The sequence below is a fragment of the Luteipulveratus mongoliensis genome (genome assembly GCF_001190945.1).
Classification (GTDB): domain Bacteria; phylum Actinomycetota; class Actinomycetes; order Actinomycetales; family Dermatophilaceae; genus Luteipulveratus; species Luteipulveratus mongoliensis.
On sequence record NZ_CP011112.1, the window covers coordinates 1,171,806 to 1,190,087 of the forward strand.

Annotated in this window: 24 protein-coding genes; 15 read left to right on the forward strand and 9 right to left on the reverse strand. The window is 68.6% G+C overall.

Translation table 11 applies throughout. The annotated features are described in order from the left end of the window. Positions 1 to 16 precede the first annotated feature (16 nt). On the forward strand, positions 17 to 613 hold the full coding sequence (locus VV02_RS05465) for a YciI family protein (protein WP_052590347.1): 597 nt from the start codon (positions 17 to 19) through the stop codon (positions 611 to 613). A 21-nt stretch (positions 614 to 634) separates the two neighbouring features. Here the strand turns inward: VV02_RS05465 and VV02_RS05470 are convergent, their stop codons facing one another. Beyond that, positions 635 to 1,585, reverse strand: a complete 951-nt coding sequence (locus VV02_RS05470; protein ID WP_052590348.1) for a helix-turn-helix transcriptional regulator — start codon at positions 1,583 to 1,585, stop codon at positions 635 to 637. A 61-nt stretch (positions 1,586 to 1,646) separates the two neighbouring features. On the opposite strand from VV02_RS05470, the gene VV02_RS05475 reads away from it, so the two are divergent. The 4 genes from VV02_RS05475 to VV02_RS05490 all read left to right on the forward strand — a co-directional run bounded on the left by VV02_RS05475 (position 1,647) and on the right by VV02_RS05490 (position 4,910). Beyond that, entirely contained in the window at positions 1,647 to 2,516 is an 870-nt protein-coding gene (locus VV02_RS05475; protein WP_052590349.1) for an NAD(P)H-binding protein, read from the forward strand. A 120-nt stretch (positions 2,517 to 2,636) separates the two neighbouring features. Next, complete coding sequence (locus VV02_RS05480; RefSeq protein ID WP_052590350.1) at positions 2,637 to 2,990, forward strand: anthrone oxygenase family protein; 354 nt, start codon at positions 2,637 to 2,639, stop codon at positions 2,988 to 2,990. Positions 2,991 to 3,069: 79 nt separating this feature from the next. Next, on the forward strand, positions 3,070 to 3,657 hold the full coding sequence (locus VV02_RS05485) for a winged helix-turn-helix domain-containing protein (protein ID WP_052590351.1): 588 nt from the start codon (positions 3,070 to 3,072) through the stop codon (positions 3,655 to 3,657). Beyond that, positions 3,654 to 4,910, forward strand: a complete 1,257-nt coding sequence (locus tag VV02_RS05490) for an MFS transporter (RefSeq protein ID WP_052590352.1) — start codon at positions 3,654 to 3,656, stop codon at positions 4,908 to 4,910. The genes VV02_RS05485 and VV02_RS05490 overlap by 4 nt, the downstream gene beginning before the upstream one ends. Here the strand turns inward: VV02_RS05490 and VV02_RS05495 are convergent. Both VV02_RS05495 and VV02_RS05500 read right to left on the reverse strand, forming a co-directional pair. After that, the gene (locus VV02_RS05495; RefSeq protein WP_052590353.1) at positions 4,900 to 5,370 is read right to left on the reverse strand and encodes a hypothetical protein; all 471 of its coding nucleotides are present in this window, start codon (positions 5,368 to 5,370) and stop codon (positions 4,900 to 4,902) included. The two genes, VV02_RS05490 and VV02_RS05495, sit on opposite strands and share 11 nt — an antisense overlap. 113 nt (positions 5,371 to 5,483) lie before the next feature. Then, entirely contained in the window at positions 5,484 to 6,176 is a 693-nt protein-coding gene (locus tag VV02_RS05500) for a type III secretion system chaperone family protein (RefSeq protein ID WP_052590354.1), read from the reverse strand. Positions 6,177 to 6,285: 109 nt separating this feature from the next. On the opposite strand from VV02_RS05500, the gene VV02_RS05505 reads away from it, so the two are divergent. From VV02_RS05505 to VV02_RS05525, 5 genes are all read left to right on the forward strand, one after another. Further along, on the forward strand, positions 6,286 to 7,119 hold the full coding sequence (locus tag VV02_RS05505; protein WP_052590355.1) for a helix-turn-helix domain-containing protein: 834 nt from the start codon (positions 6,286 to 6,288) through the stop codon (positions 7,117 to 7,119). A gap of 53 nt (positions 7,120 to 7,172) precedes the next feature. Beyond that, positions 7,173 to 8,501: an FAD-binding oxidoreductase gene (locus VV02_RS05510; RefSeq protein ID WP_052590356.1), complete on the forward strand. Its 1,329-nt coding sequence runs from the start codon at positions 7,173 to 7,175 to the stop codon at positions 8,499 to 8,501. 19 nt (positions 8,502 to 8,520) lie between these two features. Then, a complete protein-coding gene (locus tag VV02_RS05515) occupies positions 8,521 to 9,120 on the forward strand; it encodes a dihydrofolate reductase family protein (protein ID WP_052590357.1) in 600 nt (199 codons plus the stop codon). After that, positions 9,117 to 10,037 (forward strand): NAD-dependent epimerase/dehydratase family protein, encoded by a 921-nt coding sequence (locus VV02_RS05520; protein WP_052590358.1) that lies wholly within the window; start codon positions 9,117 to 9,119, stop codon positions 10,035 to 10,037. The genes VV02_RS05515 and VV02_RS05520 overlap by 4 nt, the downstream gene beginning before the upstream one ends. 277 nt (positions 10,038 to 10,314) lie before the next feature. Next, complete coding sequence (locus VV02_RS05525) at positions 10,315 to 10,509, forward strand: hypothetical protein (RefSeq protein WP_052590359.1); 195 nt, start codon at positions 10,315 to 10,317, stop codon at positions 10,507 to 10,509. A gap of 58 nt (positions 10,510 to 10,567) precedes the next feature. On the opposite strand, the gene VV02_RS05530 is transcribed toward VV02_RS05525, so the two are convergent. Next, a complete protein-coding gene (locus tag VV02_RS05530) occupies positions 10,568 to 11,134 on the reverse strand; it encodes a dihydrofolate reductase family protein (protein ID WP_052590360.1) in 567 nt (188 codons plus the stop codon). A gap of 122 nt (positions 11,135 to 11,256) precedes the next feature. On the opposite strand from VV02_RS05530, the gene VV02_RS26300 reads away from it, so the two are divergent. Together VV02_RS26300 and VV02_RS05540 are read left to right on the forward strand one after the other, a co-directional pair. Beyond that, positions 11,257 to 11,835 carry a methyltransferase family protein gene (locus tag VV02_RS26300; protein WP_245633001.1) on the forward strand — a complete coding sequence of 193 codons (579 nt, stop codon included), beginning with the start codon at positions 11,257 to 11,259 and terminating at the stop codon, positions 11,833 to 11,835. Between the two features lie 107 nt (positions 11,836 to 11,942). After that, a complete protein-coding gene (locus VV02_RS05540) occupies positions 11,943 to 12,287 on the forward strand; it encodes a YciI family protein (RefSeq protein ID WP_052590362.1) in 345 nt (114 codons plus the stop codon). A gap of 77 nt (positions 12,288 to 12,364) precedes the next feature. Here the strand turns inward: VV02_RS05540 and VV02_RS05545 are convergent, their stop codons facing one another. Further along, the gene (locus VV02_RS05545) at positions 12,365 to 12,733 is read right to left on the reverse strand and encodes a DUF4345 domain-containing protein (protein ID WP_157063281.1); all 369 of its coding nucleotides are present in this window, start codon (positions 12,731 to 12,733) and stop codon (positions 12,365 to 12,367) included. Positions 12,734 to 12,781: 48 nt separating this feature from the next. Continuing rightward, positions 12,782 to 13,558 carry a maleylpyruvate isomerase family mycothiol-dependent enzyme gene (locus VV02_RS05550; protein ID WP_052590364.1) on the reverse strand — a complete coding sequence of 259 codons (777 nt, stop codon included), beginning with the start codon at positions 13,556 to 13,558 and terminating at the stop codon, positions 12,782 to 12,784. A gap of 287 nt (positions 13,559 to 13,845) precedes the next feature. Between VV02_RS05550 and VV02_RS05555 the strand changes: the two genes are divergently transcribed. Continuing rightward, on the forward strand, positions 13,846 to 14,973 hold the full coding sequence (locus tag VV02_RS05555) for a glycosyltransferase family 4 protein (protein WP_052590365.1): 1,128 nt from the start codon (positions 13,846 to 13,848) through the stop codon (positions 14,971 to 14,973). Here the strand turns inward: VV02_RS05555 and VV02_RS05560 are convergent. Continuing rightward, positions 14,970 to 15,446, reverse strand: a complete 477-nt coding sequence (locus tag VV02_RS05560; protein WP_083449937.1) for a pyridoxamine 5'-phosphate oxidase family protein — start codon at positions 15,444 to 15,446, stop codon at positions 14,970 to 14,972. The genes VV02_RS05555 and VV02_RS05560 overlap by 4 nt on opposite strands. A 193-nt stretch (positions 15,447 to 15,639) precedes the next feature. Here VV02_RS05560 and VV02_RS05565 point away from each other — a divergent pair, with 193 nt between their 5' ends. Together VV02_RS05565 and VV02_RS05570 are read left to right on the forward strand one after the other, a co-directional pair. Further along, positions 15,640 to 16,551 carry a universal stress protein gene (locus VV02_RS05565; RefSeq protein WP_052590366.1) on the forward strand — a complete coding sequence of 304 codons (912 nt, stop codon included), beginning with the start codon at positions 15,640 to 15,642 and terminating at the stop codon, positions 16,549 to 16,551. 17 nt (positions 16,552 to 16,568) lie between these two features. Then, positions 16,569 to 17,477: a universal stress protein gene (locus tag VV02_RS05570; protein WP_169787643.1), complete on the forward strand. Its 909-nt coding sequence runs from the start codon at positions 16,569 to 16,571 to the stop codon at positions 17,475 to 17,477. Between the two features lie 45 nt (positions 17,478 to 17,522). Here VV02_RS05570 and VV02_RS05575 read toward each other — a convergent pair whose 3' ends face one another. Then, positions 17,523 to 18,014 carry a DUF1003 domain-containing protein gene (locus tag VV02_RS05575; RefSeq protein ID WP_083449939.1) on the reverse strand — a complete coding sequence of 164 codons (492 nt, stop codon included), beginning with the start codon at positions 18,012 to 18,014 and terminating at the stop codon, positions 17,523 to 17,525. Then, a complete protein-coding gene (locus tag VV02_RS05580) occupies positions 18,011 to 18,268 on the reverse strand; it encodes an SHOCT domain-containing protein (RefSeq protein WP_169787644.1) in 258 nt (85 codons plus the stop codon). Before VV02_RS05580 ends, VV02_RS05575 begins: the two co-directional genes overlap by 4 nt. Between the last annotated feature and the right edge of the window lie 14 nt (positions 18,269 to 18,282).

Genomic DNA, 18,282 nt, shown 5'->3' on the forward strand with positions numbered 1-18,282 from the left:
CGGAGAGGCGGTGGCAATGCAGGTCTTGGTGCACGGCACTGACGGACCCAGGTTCGAGCAGGGCGAGAGCGATGTCCACGAGGCCCATCAGGCGTACATGGACGGGTTCTCGGAGGCCTTCCTCGGTCGAGGACCGATCCTGTCCGCGGACGGTGAGCGACACCTCGGCAGCGTGCACGTCGTGACGGTGGACGGTCCTGAGGCGGCTCACGCGTTCGCGTTCGACGAGCCGTACGCCCGGGCCGGCTGGTACTCGAACGTGACCGTCCTGCCCCTCGCGCCGTGCGTGAGCGGGACGATGTGGGACCGCCCGCGACCGGCCCCGGAACAGGTCTCGGCCTTCGTCTCGGCCAGCTGGCAGGTGGAGGACTACGAATCCTCGTGGGTCGACCGGGTGCGCGATCTGATCGAGGGTGACGAGAGTGCTCCCTGGCTGTTCGGCGGGCTCCTCCTCGGCGACGAAGATCCGTACGTCCTTGGCCTGGCAGCGGCCGTCGACCTCGCACCCGAAGATGCTGAGCGGCAGTTCCGCCGGCTCGTCGGACGGCTCGATGTGACGTCGCCTCACGTCATGGCGCGGCGCTGGCAGCGCGGCGGACGCGACTCCGACTAGATCGGTCGTGAGCACGAGGCGTCAGGCGGACGTACGCGGGCTGTGCCCCTCGAGGCGTCGGGACAGGGTGGCCAGCGCATCCGAGGTCTGCGATGTGCAGTCCTCCACGACGAAGTCATGGTCGAGCTGCAGCAGGTTGAGCGCCAACGCCTGCGGGGTCGGCCCGGTGGCGTGGACACGGCAGCGTCGCTGGCTGACGACTTCGATCGGGACCCGTGCCGGGAGGCGTGCTGCAACCGCCTCGGCCGGAGCCGACACGAGGACGGTGGCATGGTGGCGGTCGAAGACCCGGTCGATTCCGCGCACAACCTGGTCGGGTTCGGGTGCCTCGCGACGGACGAACCGAGGCCCATCGGGATGTACGGGTGTCAGTCTGTCGAGCCGAAAGCTGCGCCAGTCACCCGCTCCCGGATCGAAGGCGAGCAAGTACCAGCGGCCACCGGCGCGGACGACTCGATACGGCTCGACATCGCGGCGCGATGTCTCGCCAGAGTGCTTGACGTAGTCGAACCGGACGCGCCTGCAGTCGCGGCACGCAGCGGTCATCGCGACCAGCAGGTCTGCGTCGACCGAGGGACTGGCGCCGGTCGCATCGGTGAACTCGCGCAGCGTGGCGATCTGCGGGCGGAGCCGACGCGGCAGCACCTGCTCGAGCTTGACCAGCGCGGTGGCGGCCGCCTCACCGAGATCGCCGCTGGATCCCGTCGCGGTCCGCAGAGCGAGCGCGGTCGCCACTGCCTCGTCGTCATCGAGCTGCAGCGGCGGCAGCGTCGTCCCGGCAGACAAGCGGTAGCCGCCAGCTGTCCCTGGCGCGGCATTGACGGGGTAACCGAGCTCGCGGAGCTTGGCGACGTCGTACCGCAGCGTGCGGGCGCTGATCCCGAGCTGGTCGACCAGCTCGGGTCCGGACCACATCGGCCGGGACTGCAGCAGGGTCAGGAGTCGAAGGAGGCGGGCGGAAGGATTCGTCATTTCTCCAGCGTCTCTTTCAATGCGGCAGGAATCTTGCCGCATCGCAATCTAGCGTCAAAGTATGAACTCAACGAGCAATGACCAGCAGTCCAAGACCGTCCTTGTGACCGGTGCGACCGGCAGTGTCGGCCGTCATCTCGTCGACCAGCTCGTCGCTGATGGGCACCGCGTCCGCGCGCTCACCCGGTCGCCCGAGACCGCCGATCTGCCCGACGCAGTGGAGGTCGTCGCCGGCGATGTGACGGCAGATCTGCCGACCGGGATCTTCGATGGTGTGGACGCCGCGTTCGTCTTCCCGGCCGACGGGGTCACGGCCTTCGTGAAGTCCGCGGCTGCGGCCGGCGTACCCCACTTGGTGGTGCTGTCCTCCTTGGCCGCCGCGATGGAGCATGAGCGCGATCGCGGTTCGGCGAGCCAGCTGCATCATTCACGGATCGAGGACGCCGCACGAGAGAGCGGAACGGCCTGGACGATCCTGCGACCGGGCACGTTCGCCAACAACCTGCTGTCCTGGTCGCAGCCGATCACGTATCGCGGCGGCGTCACCGGCCCCTACCCCACGGCCGCGCAGGCTCCGATCCACGAGGCCGACGTCGCTGCTGTGGCCGCCGTGGTGCTCACTTCGCCGGGTCACGAGAGCAAGACGTACGCCATGACCGGGCCCGAGTCGATCACGCGGGCCGCCCAGGTCGCCACGATCGGCGCGGCCATCGGACGCGAGCTGACCTTCACCGAGAACACGCCTGAGGAGTTCCGCGCCGAGATGAATCAGTACGGCGTGGACGACGGAATCGTGAACATGCTGCTCGACTACTGGTCCGACACGGTGCACACACCGGACGTCGTTCGTCCAACCGTGGAGAACGTGACCGGGCGTCCGGCTCGCACGCTCGCGCAGTGGGCGATCGATCACACAGCCGACTTCAGCTGACGCAGACGTTCAGGCCGATAGCCGGACGAGGCGCGCGCTGTTGGCCATGGTGGCGGCCTTGCCCCTCGAGGGGGCGGCCACCGCTGGTCCGGGCTTGCCCTCGGCGCTGCGCTGGGCGTGATGGCGCTCGTCGCCGGACTGAACTTCACCTTCGCGGTGGCGGTCATGCCCAACCTGGCCGGCGCCGACGACCGTACGTTCGTGGCGACGACCCAGCGGTTCAACCAGAACCCAGTGTTTCCCATCTCCTTCACGGTCGCCCTCGTGCTGACCGTGATCGCCGTCCTGATGCAGCGCGGCCGCGGTCTGGGGGCAGCCATGCACTGGACGATCGTTGCGCTGGTGCTCTACGGGATTGTCTTGTTTCTGCACGGACAAGGCGCCGCGGACCGGCCGTCACGCGCGAGCTCTGGCGGCTCCGCGTCGTCCTGGCCTCCCGCATCCACTTGGCCGGGCGAGGACGTACGGTCCTGACCGCCGGCCGCGCGCTGGCTCGAACGGCGTTGTGCAAGAACGCTTGCCAAGAAGTCTTGGCAAGTTGCACACTGGGGACATGGCAGCTGACCAGCCCGGCAACGACTCCGTTGACCTGAGCACCAAGAGCCTTCGGGCGCTGGCGCACCCCATGCGGGTCCAGATCGTGCAGATGCTGACTGCCGACGGACCCTCGACCTCGGCTCGACTGGCCGAGCGGCTGGGGGTGAGGTCGGGCTCGACCAGCTGGCACCTGACCAAGCTGGCCGAGGGCGGCCTGGTGGCGGAGATCCCGGACCGCGGCACCCGGCGCGAGCGTTGGTGGCAGGCGGTCGGCTCCGGCTGGTCGATCGACGCAGCGTCCTATCTCGCCGCCCCTGAGACCCGCGGTGACGCCGCCACGGTCCTGCACACCGTGATGCGCCAGCACCTTCAGCGCGGTGAGCAGTTCCTCGGTGAGGAGTGGCCCGAGGACTGGCGTCGGGCATGGATTCTGGAGTCCTGTCCGCCGATGCGGCTGACGCCCGAGGGGCTCGCCGAGCTGGGTCACCGGTTGCGAGCGGTCGTGCGGGACGTGACGGAGCAGCACGCGACCGCAGGCTCGGATGCGGAGACCGTTCTCCTCCAGATCCAAGGGTTCCCCGTGCGCGAGGACCCGGAGTCATGAGCAGCGACACCGGGTTCGACACGTCGTTGTGGCGCAATCACGACTACATGCGGTGGTGGACGGGCAGCCTCTTCTCGACCGTCGGCTCGAGCATCTCCGTCGTCGCCCTCCCGCTGCTGATCATCTTCGGCGACGGATCAGTGCTCGACGCCGCCTTCGTCGGCGCCGCAGAGCGGCTCGGGAGTCTGACCACCCAGCTGCTCGGTGGCGCACTGGCCGACCGCTGCTCACGCAAGGTGATCCTGGTGATCGGCGCGCTCATCCAGTGCGGGCTGATGTCCGGCATCACGTGGTCGGCGTTGACGCAAGGGGTGAATCTGCCTCTGCTTGTTGTTCTTTCGGCTGGACTGGGCATGGCGAGCGGCATCGTCAGCGCCGCAGTGATGCCGTCCCTTCGACGGATCGTCCCGCGGTCCCAGTTGGCCGCCCGCGCAGTTCAGGAGCAGGGCCTCAACCAGGTCGCGCAGCTCGTCGGCGGTCCGGTCGCCGGCATCTTGTTCGGCCTCTCCCGGTGGGTGCCTTTCGTGGCCGACGCCGTCAGCTTCCTCCTCGCCGCAATCGCCAACCTCGGCATCAAGGCCGACCTCGGTCCCGACCGCGGCGACCGCTCGACGAGGCGACCGAGCATGGTCGCCGACATTCGCGCCGGGGCGCGCATCGTCGTACGCGATCCGTTTCTGCGCTACACGACCGGCTGGGTCGCCGTGACCAACCTGGTCGGAAGCAGCGTCATCTTGCTCGCCATCGTGCTGCTCAAGGAGCACGGAGCGACGCCCCACGTCATCGGCCTCACCAACGCCGCGATCCTCAGCGGCGGTGTCATCGCATCACTGGTCACCGGCCGCCTGATCCGGGCCGTCTCCGCTCGTCGGATCTTCGTCGTCGGCAACTGGGCGTACGTCGTCACACTCGCGGCCGTCGCACTCACCAGAGCGCCGTGGCAGCTCGCGATCGCGGCCGGTCTCTTCGTATTCGCTTCGGTGCCAACGGCTTCCGTCTGGGAGGCGTACACCGCCACCCTCGTACCCGACCATCTGTTCGGACGGGTCGGTGCCACCACGATGTTTGCGGCGCAGTCACTCACCTGGCTCGGGACCCTGCTCGCGGGCGGGTTGGCCGAGGCGTTCGGGACGCCGGTCGCGATCGGCTGCTTCGCAGCTCTCCTCGTCCCGTACGCCGTCGCGAACCATCGCACCCGCGTTCTCGACGTCCTGCGCGAACCGATCGACCGCGTACCGGAGCTCACTGCATGAGGGCTTCGCGGGTGGCCTCGTCCTCTCGATCCCGTTCGTCCTCGAGCGCGCGCTTGAACAGGCCGGCGACGGCGGCCGTTACGGGAAGTACGGCACCGAGGACGACGACCGTGGCGGCACCCTGGGTGGACGTGAACAGCGCAACCATCATGGCGGCGTACGTCAGGACGACCACGCCGATCGGCACGGCCAGGACCGAAGCGAGGAGTGCGCGGGCCGAGAACCGCATCGGGTCGGACAGCGGCGCCATACAGATGATCGCCAGCACGGCACCGGCCGTCCACAGCCACCATGCGGCGTGCCATCTCGGCGGATCCTCCAGCTCGCCGCACGGTGCGAGCTGGCAGGCGCCGCCCAGGTTGAAGAACTCCGGCTGGTTGGGCGCCCAGATGCTGGCCGCGATCATCAGCGCCACACCTGTCAGCAGGAGGACGAGAGCGAGCGCGCGCCAGGGCGTCATCTGCACATCTTAGGAATGGCGCGGCGCCGGCCCGACTGCCGCGCAGGTCGGGTATCGGGTCGCTGCTCTGACTGCGGCTCGATGCCAGAGCTGCGCGTGCCTCGAGGGGTCGGTCAACGCTTCCAGGCTGAGGCCGGGAGGAGCGCGACGAGCTGGGCGAGCTGGTCCGCGGTCTGCTCCAGCTGCTCCGGCCGAGTCCGGTTGGGTCGCGCCATGGTCTGCGTGTAGATCAGGTCCGAGCCGTGCAGCGCCCAGACCTCGAGCTTGTGAGCCTTCATGTGCGCCATCACCTCGGGTGTGAAGAGGCCGGCGGCGTAGGCCGGGTCGCCTGACTGCACGACGTAGCGCGAGCCGAACTTCTTGTCCGGCAACGGGATTCCGGTCGCGCCCATGTCGATGAAGTTGGGGAACACCTGCACGTCCGGTGCCGCGGCGGGCAGCGGGAGCACCCACACCGTCAGCACCTCGTAGGTCTCGGTCTCGTGGATCCCGTGGCTGGTCACGCTGGCACGTCGCTCGTAGTCGAAGGCCGTGAACCGCACGCCGCCGGTCGTCGCGCCGTGGACGACGCCGAAGGCTCGGCGGTTGTCGCCGCGCTGGGTGAAGGGGCGTACGGGCCATCGGTCGACGAGTGACGGGTCGGCCTCGGCGAACTGCCAGCCGCGGGAGGCGGCGTACGCCTGCCGTTCGGTGTTCTTGGTGTCCCGGCGCTTGCCTCGGAAGCCGCTGGCGCCGCGCCTGGTCAGGGCCGTGACCAGCAGTCCGAAGGCGATGACGGCGACAACGCAGATGACCAAGATGACCACGGTGTGACTCCTGACGGTGGTGAACGCGGACCAACGTAACCGACGCCCGCGCGTAGCCAGGGGTTCCGAACCTCGTCGATCGCCGCGCTTCGGTGCCAAGATGACGGCAATGGAGTCGTACCTTGAGCGCCCTCCGTTACCGGCTCTGGCGGGGGTGGTCCGGACAGTCTGGATCCAGCGCACCGGCGCGATGGCGTACGTGCAACGGCACCTGCCCACGGGCGGCGTTGAGATCCACTTCCCGATCGGCGGTCGCCCGCAGCTGGTCGGTCCACTGACGCGTTCGGAGATCGAAGTCATCCCGGCGCACACGACCATCGTGGGAGTGCGGTTCAACCCGGGTACGGCGCCGCCCCTGCCGACGGTGCTCGATGACCTGGTGGATCAGCGGCTGAGCCTGGCCGACCTGTGGCGCAGCTCGGCGGACCGGCTGGTGGAGTCGATGGCGACCGCCGGTACGCCGGAGCGGGCGCTGATGCTCCTGCAGGCTCACCTCGTACGTGAGTTCCGAACCACAGTCCGCATGGATCCGCTGGTGAGCGAGGCCGTCCTCGCGCTGATGCCGTGGCACCCGGTCAGCATCGACGCCCTGGCCGGTCACCTGGCGCTCTCTGCGAGCCAGCTGCGCCGCCGTTGTCTGCACGCCGTCGGCATGAGCCCCAAGACCCTTCAGCGGACCCTGAGATTCCAGGGCTTCCTCGCACTGGCACAGGCCGGTGCCGTCGCGAGCGGGCGGCGTGGCGCGGACGGCATGGCGAGCCTGGCGGTCGACGTCGGCTACTCCGACCAGGCCCATCTGAGCCGCGAGTGCCTGCGCATGACGGGCCTCACTCCGCGTGAGTTCCTCGGCGGGAACGCCGAACGATGCGCCTGTGACCACGACCATTCCGGGTCGTACGTGCCCTTCCTCGCCACTCGCGGGAGGCCACCGATACGCGTCTGAGCGTGCGCGATTCGTTCAAGACCCGCGGTGGTGGGGGCTCGTAGTTTCGAGCCATGCCAGACCAAGCCGAGTTCGCCGCGTCACTCGACGGCGAGCTGTTCAGCCCCGCCTCGCCGGGCTACGAGGAGATCCGTCGCCCGGTCAATCCGGTCTTCCGGGAGGCGCGTCCGCGGCTCGTCGTTCGCTGCCGTTCGGTGTCCGATGTCGTCGGCGCCATCACGTACGCGAGGGCCACCGGGCAACGCGTCGCCCCTCGAGGCGGAGGGCACTGCTTCGCGGGCCGATCGTCACTGGACGGGATCGTGCTCGACCTGTCGGGCCTCGCCGACATCTCGGTGGCGGATGGCGGGTTGGCGACTGTCGGAGCCGGTGCCCTGCAGGGACAGGTGTACTCAGCGCTGCACGCTCACGGTCGGACCCTGCCGGCCGGGTGCGGTCCCACGGTCGGCATCGCCGGCCTCACCCTCGGCGGTGGGATCGGTCTGCTCGGGCGCCAGTACGGGCTGACCTGCGATCGGCTCGTCGGCGCCCAGGTCGTGCTCGCGGATGGCAGCCTCGTGGAGTGCGACGAGGACCACGAACCCGACTTGTTCTGGGGTCTGCGCGGCGCAGGCGGCGGCCAGTTCGGGGTGGTCACGTCACTGCGGTTCGACACCCTTGCTGAGCCGATGACGACCCGCATCGAGGCGCACTGGTCCGGCCCCGGGCTCGAGGAGCTGGTGTCGGCCTGGCAGGCTTGGGCGCCCGACGCCCCGGACGAGATCACCGCCAAGCTGACGGTGGAGTCCGAGCCCGGAGCACCCGTACGGGCGTACCTCCTCGGCGCGGCCACCCTCGATGAGGGCTCGACCCGGGAGGTGCTCCAAGAGCTCATCGACCGAGCCGGCGGAGCTTCGGCCCCCACGATCGAGCTGTGCGCCGACGTGCCGTACGTCGAGGTGAAGGGCAGCATGTCCGGCCTGCCCGGCTCACCCGTACGTGCCGAGCGGATGAGGTCGGAGCTCTTCTCCCGCTCGATGACCGACCGCACCGTGGCGTCGCTGCTGGCCGAGCTCGGCACACCAGGCACGGCGGGCCGACGAGAGATCGCCTTCATGGCGTTGGGCGGGGCGTACAACCGGGTCGCTCACGACGCCACGGCCTTCGCCCACCGCGACCAACGTTTCCTAGCCGCCCACATCGCCGAGCCTGCCGACCCCTGGGTCGACGCGTCCTGGGCGATCGCCCACCCCGACGGGTCTGGGCGGGTCTACCCCAACTTCCCCGACCCGGCGCTCGACAACTGGGCGACGGCGTACCACGCCTGCAACTACGGCCGACTGACCGCGGTCAAGAACGCCTACGACCCCGGCCGATTCTTCGACTTCCCGCAAGCCATTTGATCAACAGCGAAGGACAGACATGAGCAAAGTCATCAGCGCCCTCACCGTCTCGGTCGACGGCTACCTCACCGGCCGCGACCCCGGTCCGGGCCGCGGGCTCGGCGACGCCGGGTTCCTCTTCGACTGGTACTTCAGCGGAGACGTCCCCAGCCAGGTCTTCGACGGTTTCAAGCTCAGCGAGCCCAGCGCCCGAGTCTTCGACGCCCTCGCCGGCAGCATCGGCGCGGTTGTCTGCGGGCGCAAGACGTACGACGACTCGGAGGAGTTCGGCGGCGGCAGCCCGGTCCCGAACACGTCCCTGGTCGTCCTCAGTCACCGCCCGGCTCCACGAGCCGAGGAGTCCGATCAGCAGACGCTCGTGACGACCGGGATCGAGGACGCGGTGGCGGCGGCCAAGGCGGCGGCCGGCGACAAGGACGTGGCCCTGCAGGGAGGTGGCGTGGTCACCGAGGCGCTCAAGGCCGGGCTCGTCGACGAGGTCGTGCTGCACCAGGTGCCGGTCCTGCTCGGCGCTGGCCGCCCGTACTTTCAAGAGCTCCCGGAACACGTGAATCTCGTTCTGCTGGAAGCCGTTCCGGCTCCTGGCGTGACTCACCTCCACTTCGAGGTGACCCGATGATCCTCGTCACCGGTGGGCTCGGCATGATCGGCGCGCACACCGCTCGTGCGCTCATCGACCTCGGCCAGGAGGTCGTCGTCACCACACACCGGCGGTCTGACGTCCCGTCGTTCCTCGACGGTCAGGTCACCGTCGAGCCGCTCGATGTGACCGACCGCGAGGCCTTCCTCGCGCTCGGCGATCGGTACGACATCAGCGACATCGTGCACCTCGCCGGGTCGATCCCCGGCGAGAACCCGGTCGACTACTTCCGCACCGACACGATCGGTCTGCTCAACGCGCTGGACGCTGCCCGCGCCTGGGGCGTGCGCAGGTTCGCCGTCGCCAGCAGCCTCGGTGCGTACATCGGTCGCAGCGAGATCCCTTGGCACGAGGGGTTGGACCTGCCCACGACGGCGCTGCCGCACCTGATCATCGCGTTCAAGAAGGCCGTCGAGCCGCTGACCACGCACGCGTTGCAGGGCAGCGGCGTGCAGCCGGTCGTCCTGCGGATCGGAACGATCTGGGGTCCGCTCGTCGACCCGGAGTCGCCGTTCTGCTACATCCCGCCCTACATCAGCGCCGTGCTCCGCGGCGAGGAGCCGCCGCAGCTGTACGCCGACGACGGTGGGGACAGCTGCTACGCACCAGACGCCGGTCGTGCGATCGCGCTCCTGACGACGGCGGAGACCTTGCAGCACGACACTTACAACGTGTCGAGCGGGCGGCCGTACGCCAACCGCGAGTTCGCGAATGCGTTGCAGGAGAACGTCTCTGGGGCGCGGCTCGACCTCCTGCCCGGCAGGCAGGGCGGACCTGGCAAGGACCCCTACCTCGACATCACCCGACTCACCGAGGAGACCGGCTTCGAGCCGAAGTTCGACGTCGCCGCGGCAGTCGCCGACTACGTCGCCTGGCGTGCCGACAACCCTCGCTGATGCGTTCGGTCAAACGTGCGCAACGCGAGGCTGTGGGAGCTCGACCCACGGGACCGCGTGGTCTGGGGCCATGCGTAGGCGCGCTATGCACGTCGGACGGAACTGAGTGGGCGGAGGGGTACGGCGCTGGTCAGGAGAGCCATCGCCGAACCGGGTACGCGGTGCTGCGGTCCGCCGTACTTTTGGGCGACCCACCCACTCCGAGGTGGGAGCTCGTCGCGGCAGGCGCCGCGACTCGATGGAGGGACATCCATGGCAACTTGCGCAAGCTGTCTTGATGGTGGACCGCAACAACAACAAGAAGCTGGATGGGCCTGACTCCATCGAGAACAACTCGGGCGCCTTCACGACCTACGCGGGAGCGTCCTACTTCACCAACACCAACGGCCACTGCGTCGCGTGGTCGGGTGGCGTCTGGGCGGCCGACAGCGACTCGGCCGGCAGCTTCGACAAGTGGGTCCACTGCGGCTAGTCCGCACTTTCCTGGGGTGGCAGGGGTGACACATGCGTCACCCCTGCCACCCAGGTCTCTAGCCCTGCGGGCTGGGCGGGCCGTCGAGGATCCGGGGCACGTACTCCAGCAGCTGCAGCCCACCCTCGAAGGTGCGGCTCTCCGTCAGCTCCAGCCCGACATCGGGATAGCTGTCATAGATCCGCTCCTGGCCGGTCTTCCCCGTGATCACGGGGAAGACCACGACACGGAACCGGTCGACCAGCCCGGCGGTCAGCAGCGACCGGCACAGGCTCACGCTCCCGAGTGTCGCGAGGGGAGTCGTCTCGGTCGCCTTCAGCTCGCGTACGGCCTCGACCGCATCTGTGGAGACGAGAGTGGTGTTGTCCCACGAGAGCGGCTCGGTCAACGTCGACGAGAAGACGATCTTGCGCATTGCGGCCATCGGATCCATGCCCGGCTCGCCACTGGCAGCGAAGCCCGACATGAGTCGGTAGGTGTTGGCGCCCATCAGGTGGGTGTGCTCCGGCTGCTCGCCCAGCCACCCGAGGTACTCCGGGCTCTCCATGCCCCAGAAGCCCGGCCAGCCCTCGGCCGCGCCGTACCCGTCAAGCGAAGTGATGAAGTCGATCAACAGATCGGCCATGTCGTGCCTCCTCGGAACGTTGACTCAGGCTCACAGCGCTGTCTCCGGTGGTCAAGGCATTGGCCGAAATCTTGGGTCATGTGTCCATCGCGGCAGACGTGCGGCTGGCTAGCGTGTCCTGCGTGAGCCCCCTGGCCTTCCACCATGTCGTCGCAGCCGTCCTCCTCTTCGGTGGCACGGCGGTCTGGGGCGTCAGCGAAGTCGTCTTCGCAGCGCGACGTACGGGCACCGGCGGCGATGCCGATCGAAGTCATATCCCTTTGTTTGCAACGGCATTCGCGTGCGTCGGCCTGGCCATGGCTGTGTCGCCGCTCGGGCCGTCGTTGCCAGGTGGAGCGCGATGGCCGCTGATCACGGGGCTCGTGATCTTCGCGGTCGCCGTCGCGTATCGCATCTGGGCCATCCGGACGCTCGGTCGGTTCTTCGTCTTCAACGTCGACGTCCAGGCGGACCAGCAGGTCGTCGACACGGGGCCGTACGCCCTCACGCGGCACCCGTCGTACCTCGGCCTCATCGGGGCTCTCCTCGGTCTGGGGCTCGCGCTCGACAACTGGCCGTCGTTGGTGCTCGCGTTCGTCCCGCCGGCAGTGGGATTCGTGCACCGCATCCACGTCGAGGAGGGCGTGCTGGCGACCGAGCTCGGGCAGCCGTACCGCGACTACATGGCACGGACGAAGCGGCTGATCCCGGGCGTCTGGTGACCGGCACCGGAAGTTCGGGGCGGGTGTCGCATCAGGGCGGCAGCGTTCGTAGTACTGGTGAGGGTGGCCCATCAGGGCTGCCCCGGAGCAGCAGGAGATGACCCGAGATGACGAAGTATCTGATCTCGTTCGACGACGCCGCCATGGTCTTCACCGAGGAGGAGCTGCCCGCCATCGCGAAGGCCGCCTCAGACGTCGGCGAAGAGGCAACGGCCGCAGGGGTGTGGGTTTTCGGTGGCGGCCTGAACTACGAGGTGGAGACGAGCACCGTGGCCCCCGACGGGTCGGTGACCGATGGCCCCTATCCGGAGGCCAAGGAGCGGCTCGGCGGCTTTGCGGTCGTGGATGTGCCGACGCTCGAGGCAGCTCAGGAGTGGGCCAGCAAGATCGCGGTGGCGTGCCGTTGTCCGCAGCGGGTCCGGCAGTTCCTTCCGGACCCGACCTTCGACTGAGCCGGCCAAGCCGCGCACTCAGGCCGCCTGTGCGCTCCTTGCCGTCGTCTCTCCTCGCGAGCCTGGCACTCGACTTGCTAGGCGCGCCCGCGCCGGGCAAACGTTTCGACCACTGCCGGTGCCACGAGCTCAATGGCCAGCAATCCGTCATGCAAGCGCGTGGGTGGACCGATCGTGGCCCGAGTGACGAGCCGACCGACGCCGCCGAGCGCCATCAGGCCAGCAAGGATGCGTGCCCTCTGGAGGTCCGGTTGTGGCCCACGCCCTGCGTCGAGCCATGCCAGGCCATAGCCCATGAACATCGGCCCCATGAAGCGCACGTGCGAGTCCACTGTCGCGTCCTCGGCCATCCCCGGCTCGACGCGCACACCGCCAAGTAGTTGGAGCGCGCCGATCCCGACGCAGGTCCAACCGGTCACCTTCGCGAGATTCGCCAACGAGGACATGCTGACGAACGTAACAGCGTTCTCGCGCGGGTTCACCACAGAGGCGGGTCAGCCGGTCACCCAGTCCATGTGGCTGATCCAGTGGTCGAACAGGGCCGGATCGCCCTGCACCTCCAGCGCCGGAGCCGCACTCAATGGGCGACGCCTGCTGAGAACGAGCATGAGGTCGGCGGCCGGGCCGCGTACGGCGACGTCCGCGTCGGCGTGGGTGCGCTCGAGCGCGACCTGGTCCTGCTCGCGGCGGGCCAGCCACTCCCCGGGAGCATCGGTGGCGTGGAAGTGCAGGGTCTGCCCGTCGCCGCGCATCGCGTCGGCGAAGCCCTCCCTGTTCTCCCAGTAGCCGCGGGACGTCATCGTGTCCAGCCAGTCCTCGGCCGCCTCCACGGCGAGCTCCGGCGCCAGCTCGTACGTCGTACCGAGCGCGGCAGCCGCGTCCGCGCGATGTACGCACACCTCGCCGAACAGCCGACGTGACCAGAACGGCACGCCTGCGGCGGCGCCGGACGGATCCCACACCGGCGCGTCATCGGCGACCGACTCGAACGCCTGCTTCGCCTCGGCTGCGGTGCCCGTCAGCCACGCGCCCCACTCGGCCGAGTCGGTCGGTGCCGGGACGTAGCCGGCGAACGCCTTGCTCGGCTCGCTCATCTGCTCGCCCACGAGCATGGCCACCATGCGCTGTGTGCTGCCGACATGGTCGACCAGATCGGCCAGGTTCCACTCCGGACACGTCGGCACCGGGGCGGCCGCATCCTTGCCGTTCACCCAGTTGGCGAGCGTGTTCGTCTGCTCGACAACCGCTTTCAGATACGTGGACGTGTCCATTGCTGCGAACTCCCCGTGCTCCGTCGATGCCTGTTGAAAGGTCGGCCCCATTCCATCAGTTTCCTCGCTGCGCAGACAGCACAATCAGCTGGAACGCAGCCGCCCCTGCTGCTCGCCTGTGCGGTCTTCAGCCGGACCCTCCTCGCGAGTCTGCACCGCTACCCCGATACTCGGCAGGTGAACGGATCCACTAACAGACATCTGCGCCGATGTGTACACGTCTTGTCGGGGGTCGAGGTTGACCGGCCATCGGCCGCCGACCTTGCACGAACGTATTGGGGTCGCGCGTGAAGATCCTGCACGTCACGGACAGCTATCTCCCCTGCGTGGGCGGTATCGAGCTGCACATCAGTGATCTGGCTCGTCTGCAGCGGCAACACGCACACGACGTGACGGTCGCGGCCTGGTCCTTGGGATCTGGGGCGAGTCCGGAGACGAGTGTCGGCGGCGAGCAGGTACGTCGACTCGCGCGCGTCGGGCGACGCGAGCTCGCCTCCCTGGCACCCGATGTCGTCCACATCCACGTCTCGATCGTGTCCCCCTTTGCGTTGTCGGCGGCAGCCACCGCGGCGCGCCAGGGAATCCCGACCGTCGTGACTGTTCATTCGTGGTGGAAAGACCTCGCACGTGTGACGCCGCTCATCCGATCCTCCCTCGGAGTGCACCGCTGGCCCGTCGTCTGGAGCGCGGTCAGTGAGCAGGCAGCGACGTACGTCCGCCAGGTCGTCGGGGCGCCTGTCGACGTGATCCCTAACGCAGTCGACCTCGAGTACTGGCGCGCGGGCGCTGCGGAGCCGGAGTCAACGGCATCTCGCCTGCCTACGGTGCTGAGCGTCATGCGACTGACCACGCTCAAACGCACCCTCCCTCTTGCGCGGATCTTGCACACCGTCGCTGAGCGCACACCGATGCGGGCTGTCGTCATCGGAGATGGCCCGAGTCGGCCCGCGCTCGAGACCTACGTGCGTCGGCACGGCCTACAGGACCGCGTCATCCTGGCCGGACAGCTCGATCGGGAGGCCGTGAGGCGCGCGATGACCACCTCGTCAGTCTTCCTGGCCCCAGCGCACCGGGAGTCGTTCGGGATCGCCGCGTTGGAAGCCCGGACTGCCGGGCTCCCAGTCGTCGCGCACCGTGGCTCCGGTGTCGCATCATTCGTTCGTCATGGGCACGAGGGGCTGCTCGCCAGAGACGATCGCGAGATGGCAGAGCACGTCACCACCCTCGTACGTGACCGCGCCGTGCGCGAACAGCTCTCCCGGCACAATCGCGAGCAGCTGCCGGTTCAGACATGGGCTGCCGCGCTGGCTCACACTCACCGGGCCTATCGGGCTGCGGGAGCCGACCAGACTGCCGCCGATCCGATCCTGGACCGTGAGTCGTCAAAGGTCTCACCCGCCGGCTCGTCTCACTAACTTGTCCGAATCCTCGGGGGTTGCACCCGAGAGTCAGCGGGAAGCGGCCCGCCGAGGGCGAGGCGGGTGCCGCCGTGGACGGCGAAGCGCCGACCGGTGATGTCGTCGGGCTCGATGCGGACGACGTGTGGTTTGGCGCCGGCCTCCCAGGGGAACAGCGGTAGGCCGAGGGCCTCGAGTACGTCGTGCAGCTGGAGGATCTCGATCGCGCGTCCGGCGACGACGACACTCCATGCCTGAGCGTTGGAGGCGTCGTAGCCGTCGGCCTCGTAGGCCACGTGCTGCCCGATCGCGGCCGCGAGCTTGGAACCCGATCCGGTCCGGAAGACCACCGCGCCGTGGTCGATGACGTGGTTGACCGGGAAGATGTCGGGCCGCTCGCCGATGACGACGGCGAGGCGCCCGATTGGCGCACCGCGTAGGAGCGCGAGCGATTCTGAGGTGCTCAGCTTCTCGGTGTGAGTGATGTTCATGCCCTCAGCGTGTGCGCAAACCCTGCTGGGGCGAAGGGCCATAAGTCCCGGCGCGGATGTCACCGCCTGCGCTGGGACAACCCCGAACGCGATGGCGAGAGGTTCTGACCGTGCAGACCTCGGGACCAAGTGCCCTGCACCCTGCCGGCGCCGACACCCACAGTGGCAGGAGACCGAGCAAAGGGGGCACGTCATGACCACCAATGAAGTCCCGTCGGGCGCCATCGTCGTTGGCGTCGATGGGTCGACCGCGAGCCAGGCTGCACTGCACTGGGCGGTGCGAGAGGCCACACTCCGCGACCTTTGGGTCCACGTGCTGCACGCCACGGATGCCGCGCCATGGCTCACCGCCGACTACGCACGCGAGCCGCGCGCGGTCGATCCAGTCATCAGTGCTGCGCTGCGGGACGTCCGCCGACGTGTGCCTGGGCTGGTCGCCACCTGGAGTGAGCCGTTAGGCAGTCCGATCCCGGCGTTGATCGATGCCTCCCGCATCGCAGACACCATCGTGGTCGGTGGCAGGGGGGCAGGTGCGATCAGCAGCGCGGTCAAGGGATCGATCGCGGTTCAGGTCGGTGCTCAGGCACGTTGTCCGGTGGTAGTGGTCCGAGCGCCCCTTGTCGCGCGAGCCGTGGACGCGGCGGTGGCCGTCGGTGTCGATGACAATCGGCAGATGGACCTGGTCCTGGCGTATGCATTCGCGGAGGCCTCCCGTCGAGGCGTGCCGCTGGTGGCGGTCCACGCGTGGCAGCAGGACCCGGGCGCGTACGTCTCGGGTCTGCCGATGTGGGCCGAGGGTGAGGACGGATTCCGCCAGGAGCGCGAGCTGCTCAGGCGGTGTTTGAACGGATGGGTTGAGAGGTTCCCAGAGGTCGAGGTCCGTCGCCGCACGCTCCGGACCGGTGCTGTCGAAGCTCTCGTGCGACAGAGCGAGGACGCCTGTCTCTTAGTGGTTGGCACACGTGGCGGTCATGAGCTCGGGGGGCTGCTGTTCGGATCGGTCAGTCAGAGGGTGCTGCGGCACGCCTACTGCCCTGTGGTCCTCGTGCATGCACCACGCGGGACGTCCATCGGCATCGCCGACCACTCCGCAGTGACGGCATGACGAGCCAGGAGGAGATCATGAGTTCTCAGCACAGGAGTGGGGCGGTCGTCGTCGGGGTCGACGGCCTCGCCGCGACGAACCCCGCACTGGACTGGGCGGCCGCTGAGGCGAGGCGTCTGCAGCGACCACTACATCTCGTGCACTCGACCGGACGTGTCCCCGAAGACACCTACGCCGGCATGACCAATGACGAGGTCTGCCTCGCGGCACGGTGCCGGGCCCGCAGTCTGCAGCCCGGACTCTTCGTCGCCTGGCGCGCCCCGTGGCGGGCGGCCGGGCAGGCACTGGTCGAGGCCTCGGTGGAGGCTGCCCTTGTCGTGGTCGGTTCGCATCATCAGGGCGCCTTCGACCGTCTGACGAACGGCTCGATCGGGGTCCAGGTCGCAGCAGAGGCGCACTGTCCAACAGTGGTCGTGGCCGAGGCAAGCGTCGACCGACGGGCGCCGGCCGCACCGGTCGTCGTCGGTGTCAACAGTGCGCCCTGCAATGCGTCGGCCCTGGGCTACGCGTTCGAGCAGGCCGATGAGCGGAAGGTCCGGCTCGTGGCCATCCACGCCTGGGAGCCGAACCCTGCGGCGTACGCCATGCCCATACCAGCCTGGGAGTTCGCGACTCCGGATGCCTACCGGAGGGAGCCGGAGGTGCTGAGCCAGCTACTCGCACCGCACTCCGCGCGCCACCCGGACGTGGTCGTCGAGGCGCGCACCGTCTGCGCCAATACCGTTCAGACACTGGTCGATGCGAGCGGATCTGCGTGTTTGCTGGTCGTCGGCACCAGGGGGCGCCACGAGCTCGGAGGGCTGATCCTGGGGTCGGTCAGCCAACGCGTGATGCGACAGGCGCACAGCCCGGTCGCGATCGTCCGCGGCACCGGACAGACCGCGACGAGTGATTCCCCCGAGGCGGCGGCCGCGTCCAGGTCCTGAAGGCGGGCAGGGTCACCCAAACCAGTTGGCGGCCAACATGTTTCGTCATGCCCGAGGCGGAGACCCAACAACCTGGCCGTTCTTGATCGCTGCCGCAGGGGCCCGTGAGGCGCCCTCGGACGCCTGCTGTTGCGCGGTCGTGTCGCCGGCGATGATGTGGTCGCGGATCTCCGCTGAGAGCTGGGAGACCCGCAGGGTCAGGTCGGTGTTGGTCTGGATCAGCTGCTGAAGTCGGGCGGTGTTGGCCAGTGTGTGCAGCGCGACCTCGCTGCTGATGGAGTCGGCGCGTTTGGCCGAGATGAGCAGGATGGCGCCTTGGAGCCCGGCGACCATCGACAGGAAGAGGTTGAGCAGGATGAACGGGTAGGGATCGAACCCGTCGTCACTGTTGAACCACGCCCAGACCGCCATCGCCATCAAGAAGACGAAGACGAACGGCCAGGACCCCATCCCGTTGCGGACCGTGTCCGCGGCGCGCTCACCGGCCGTCAGATGTTCGCCGGTGCGCACACCGGGATGCTGAGTCCAACGGCTCATGTCAGGTGCGCAGAGCGAGTGGGGTCCGACGGCGTCGTGGCCAGCACGGTGAGCGCGCGGTCCAGCTTTTCGGCGTCGATCTCGCCACGCGCGAACCGTGAGCGAAGGGCCTCCTCCGGGCCGATGTCCTGCAGCGGAGGTGTCGGCCGGTACAACAGGCGCATCATCACCACCGAGACGGCGAGCAGGAGGACGCCGAGGACTCCCACGCAGACGGCTACCCAGCCGACACCCGCTCCATCGTTCCAATCCATCATGACGACTCCTT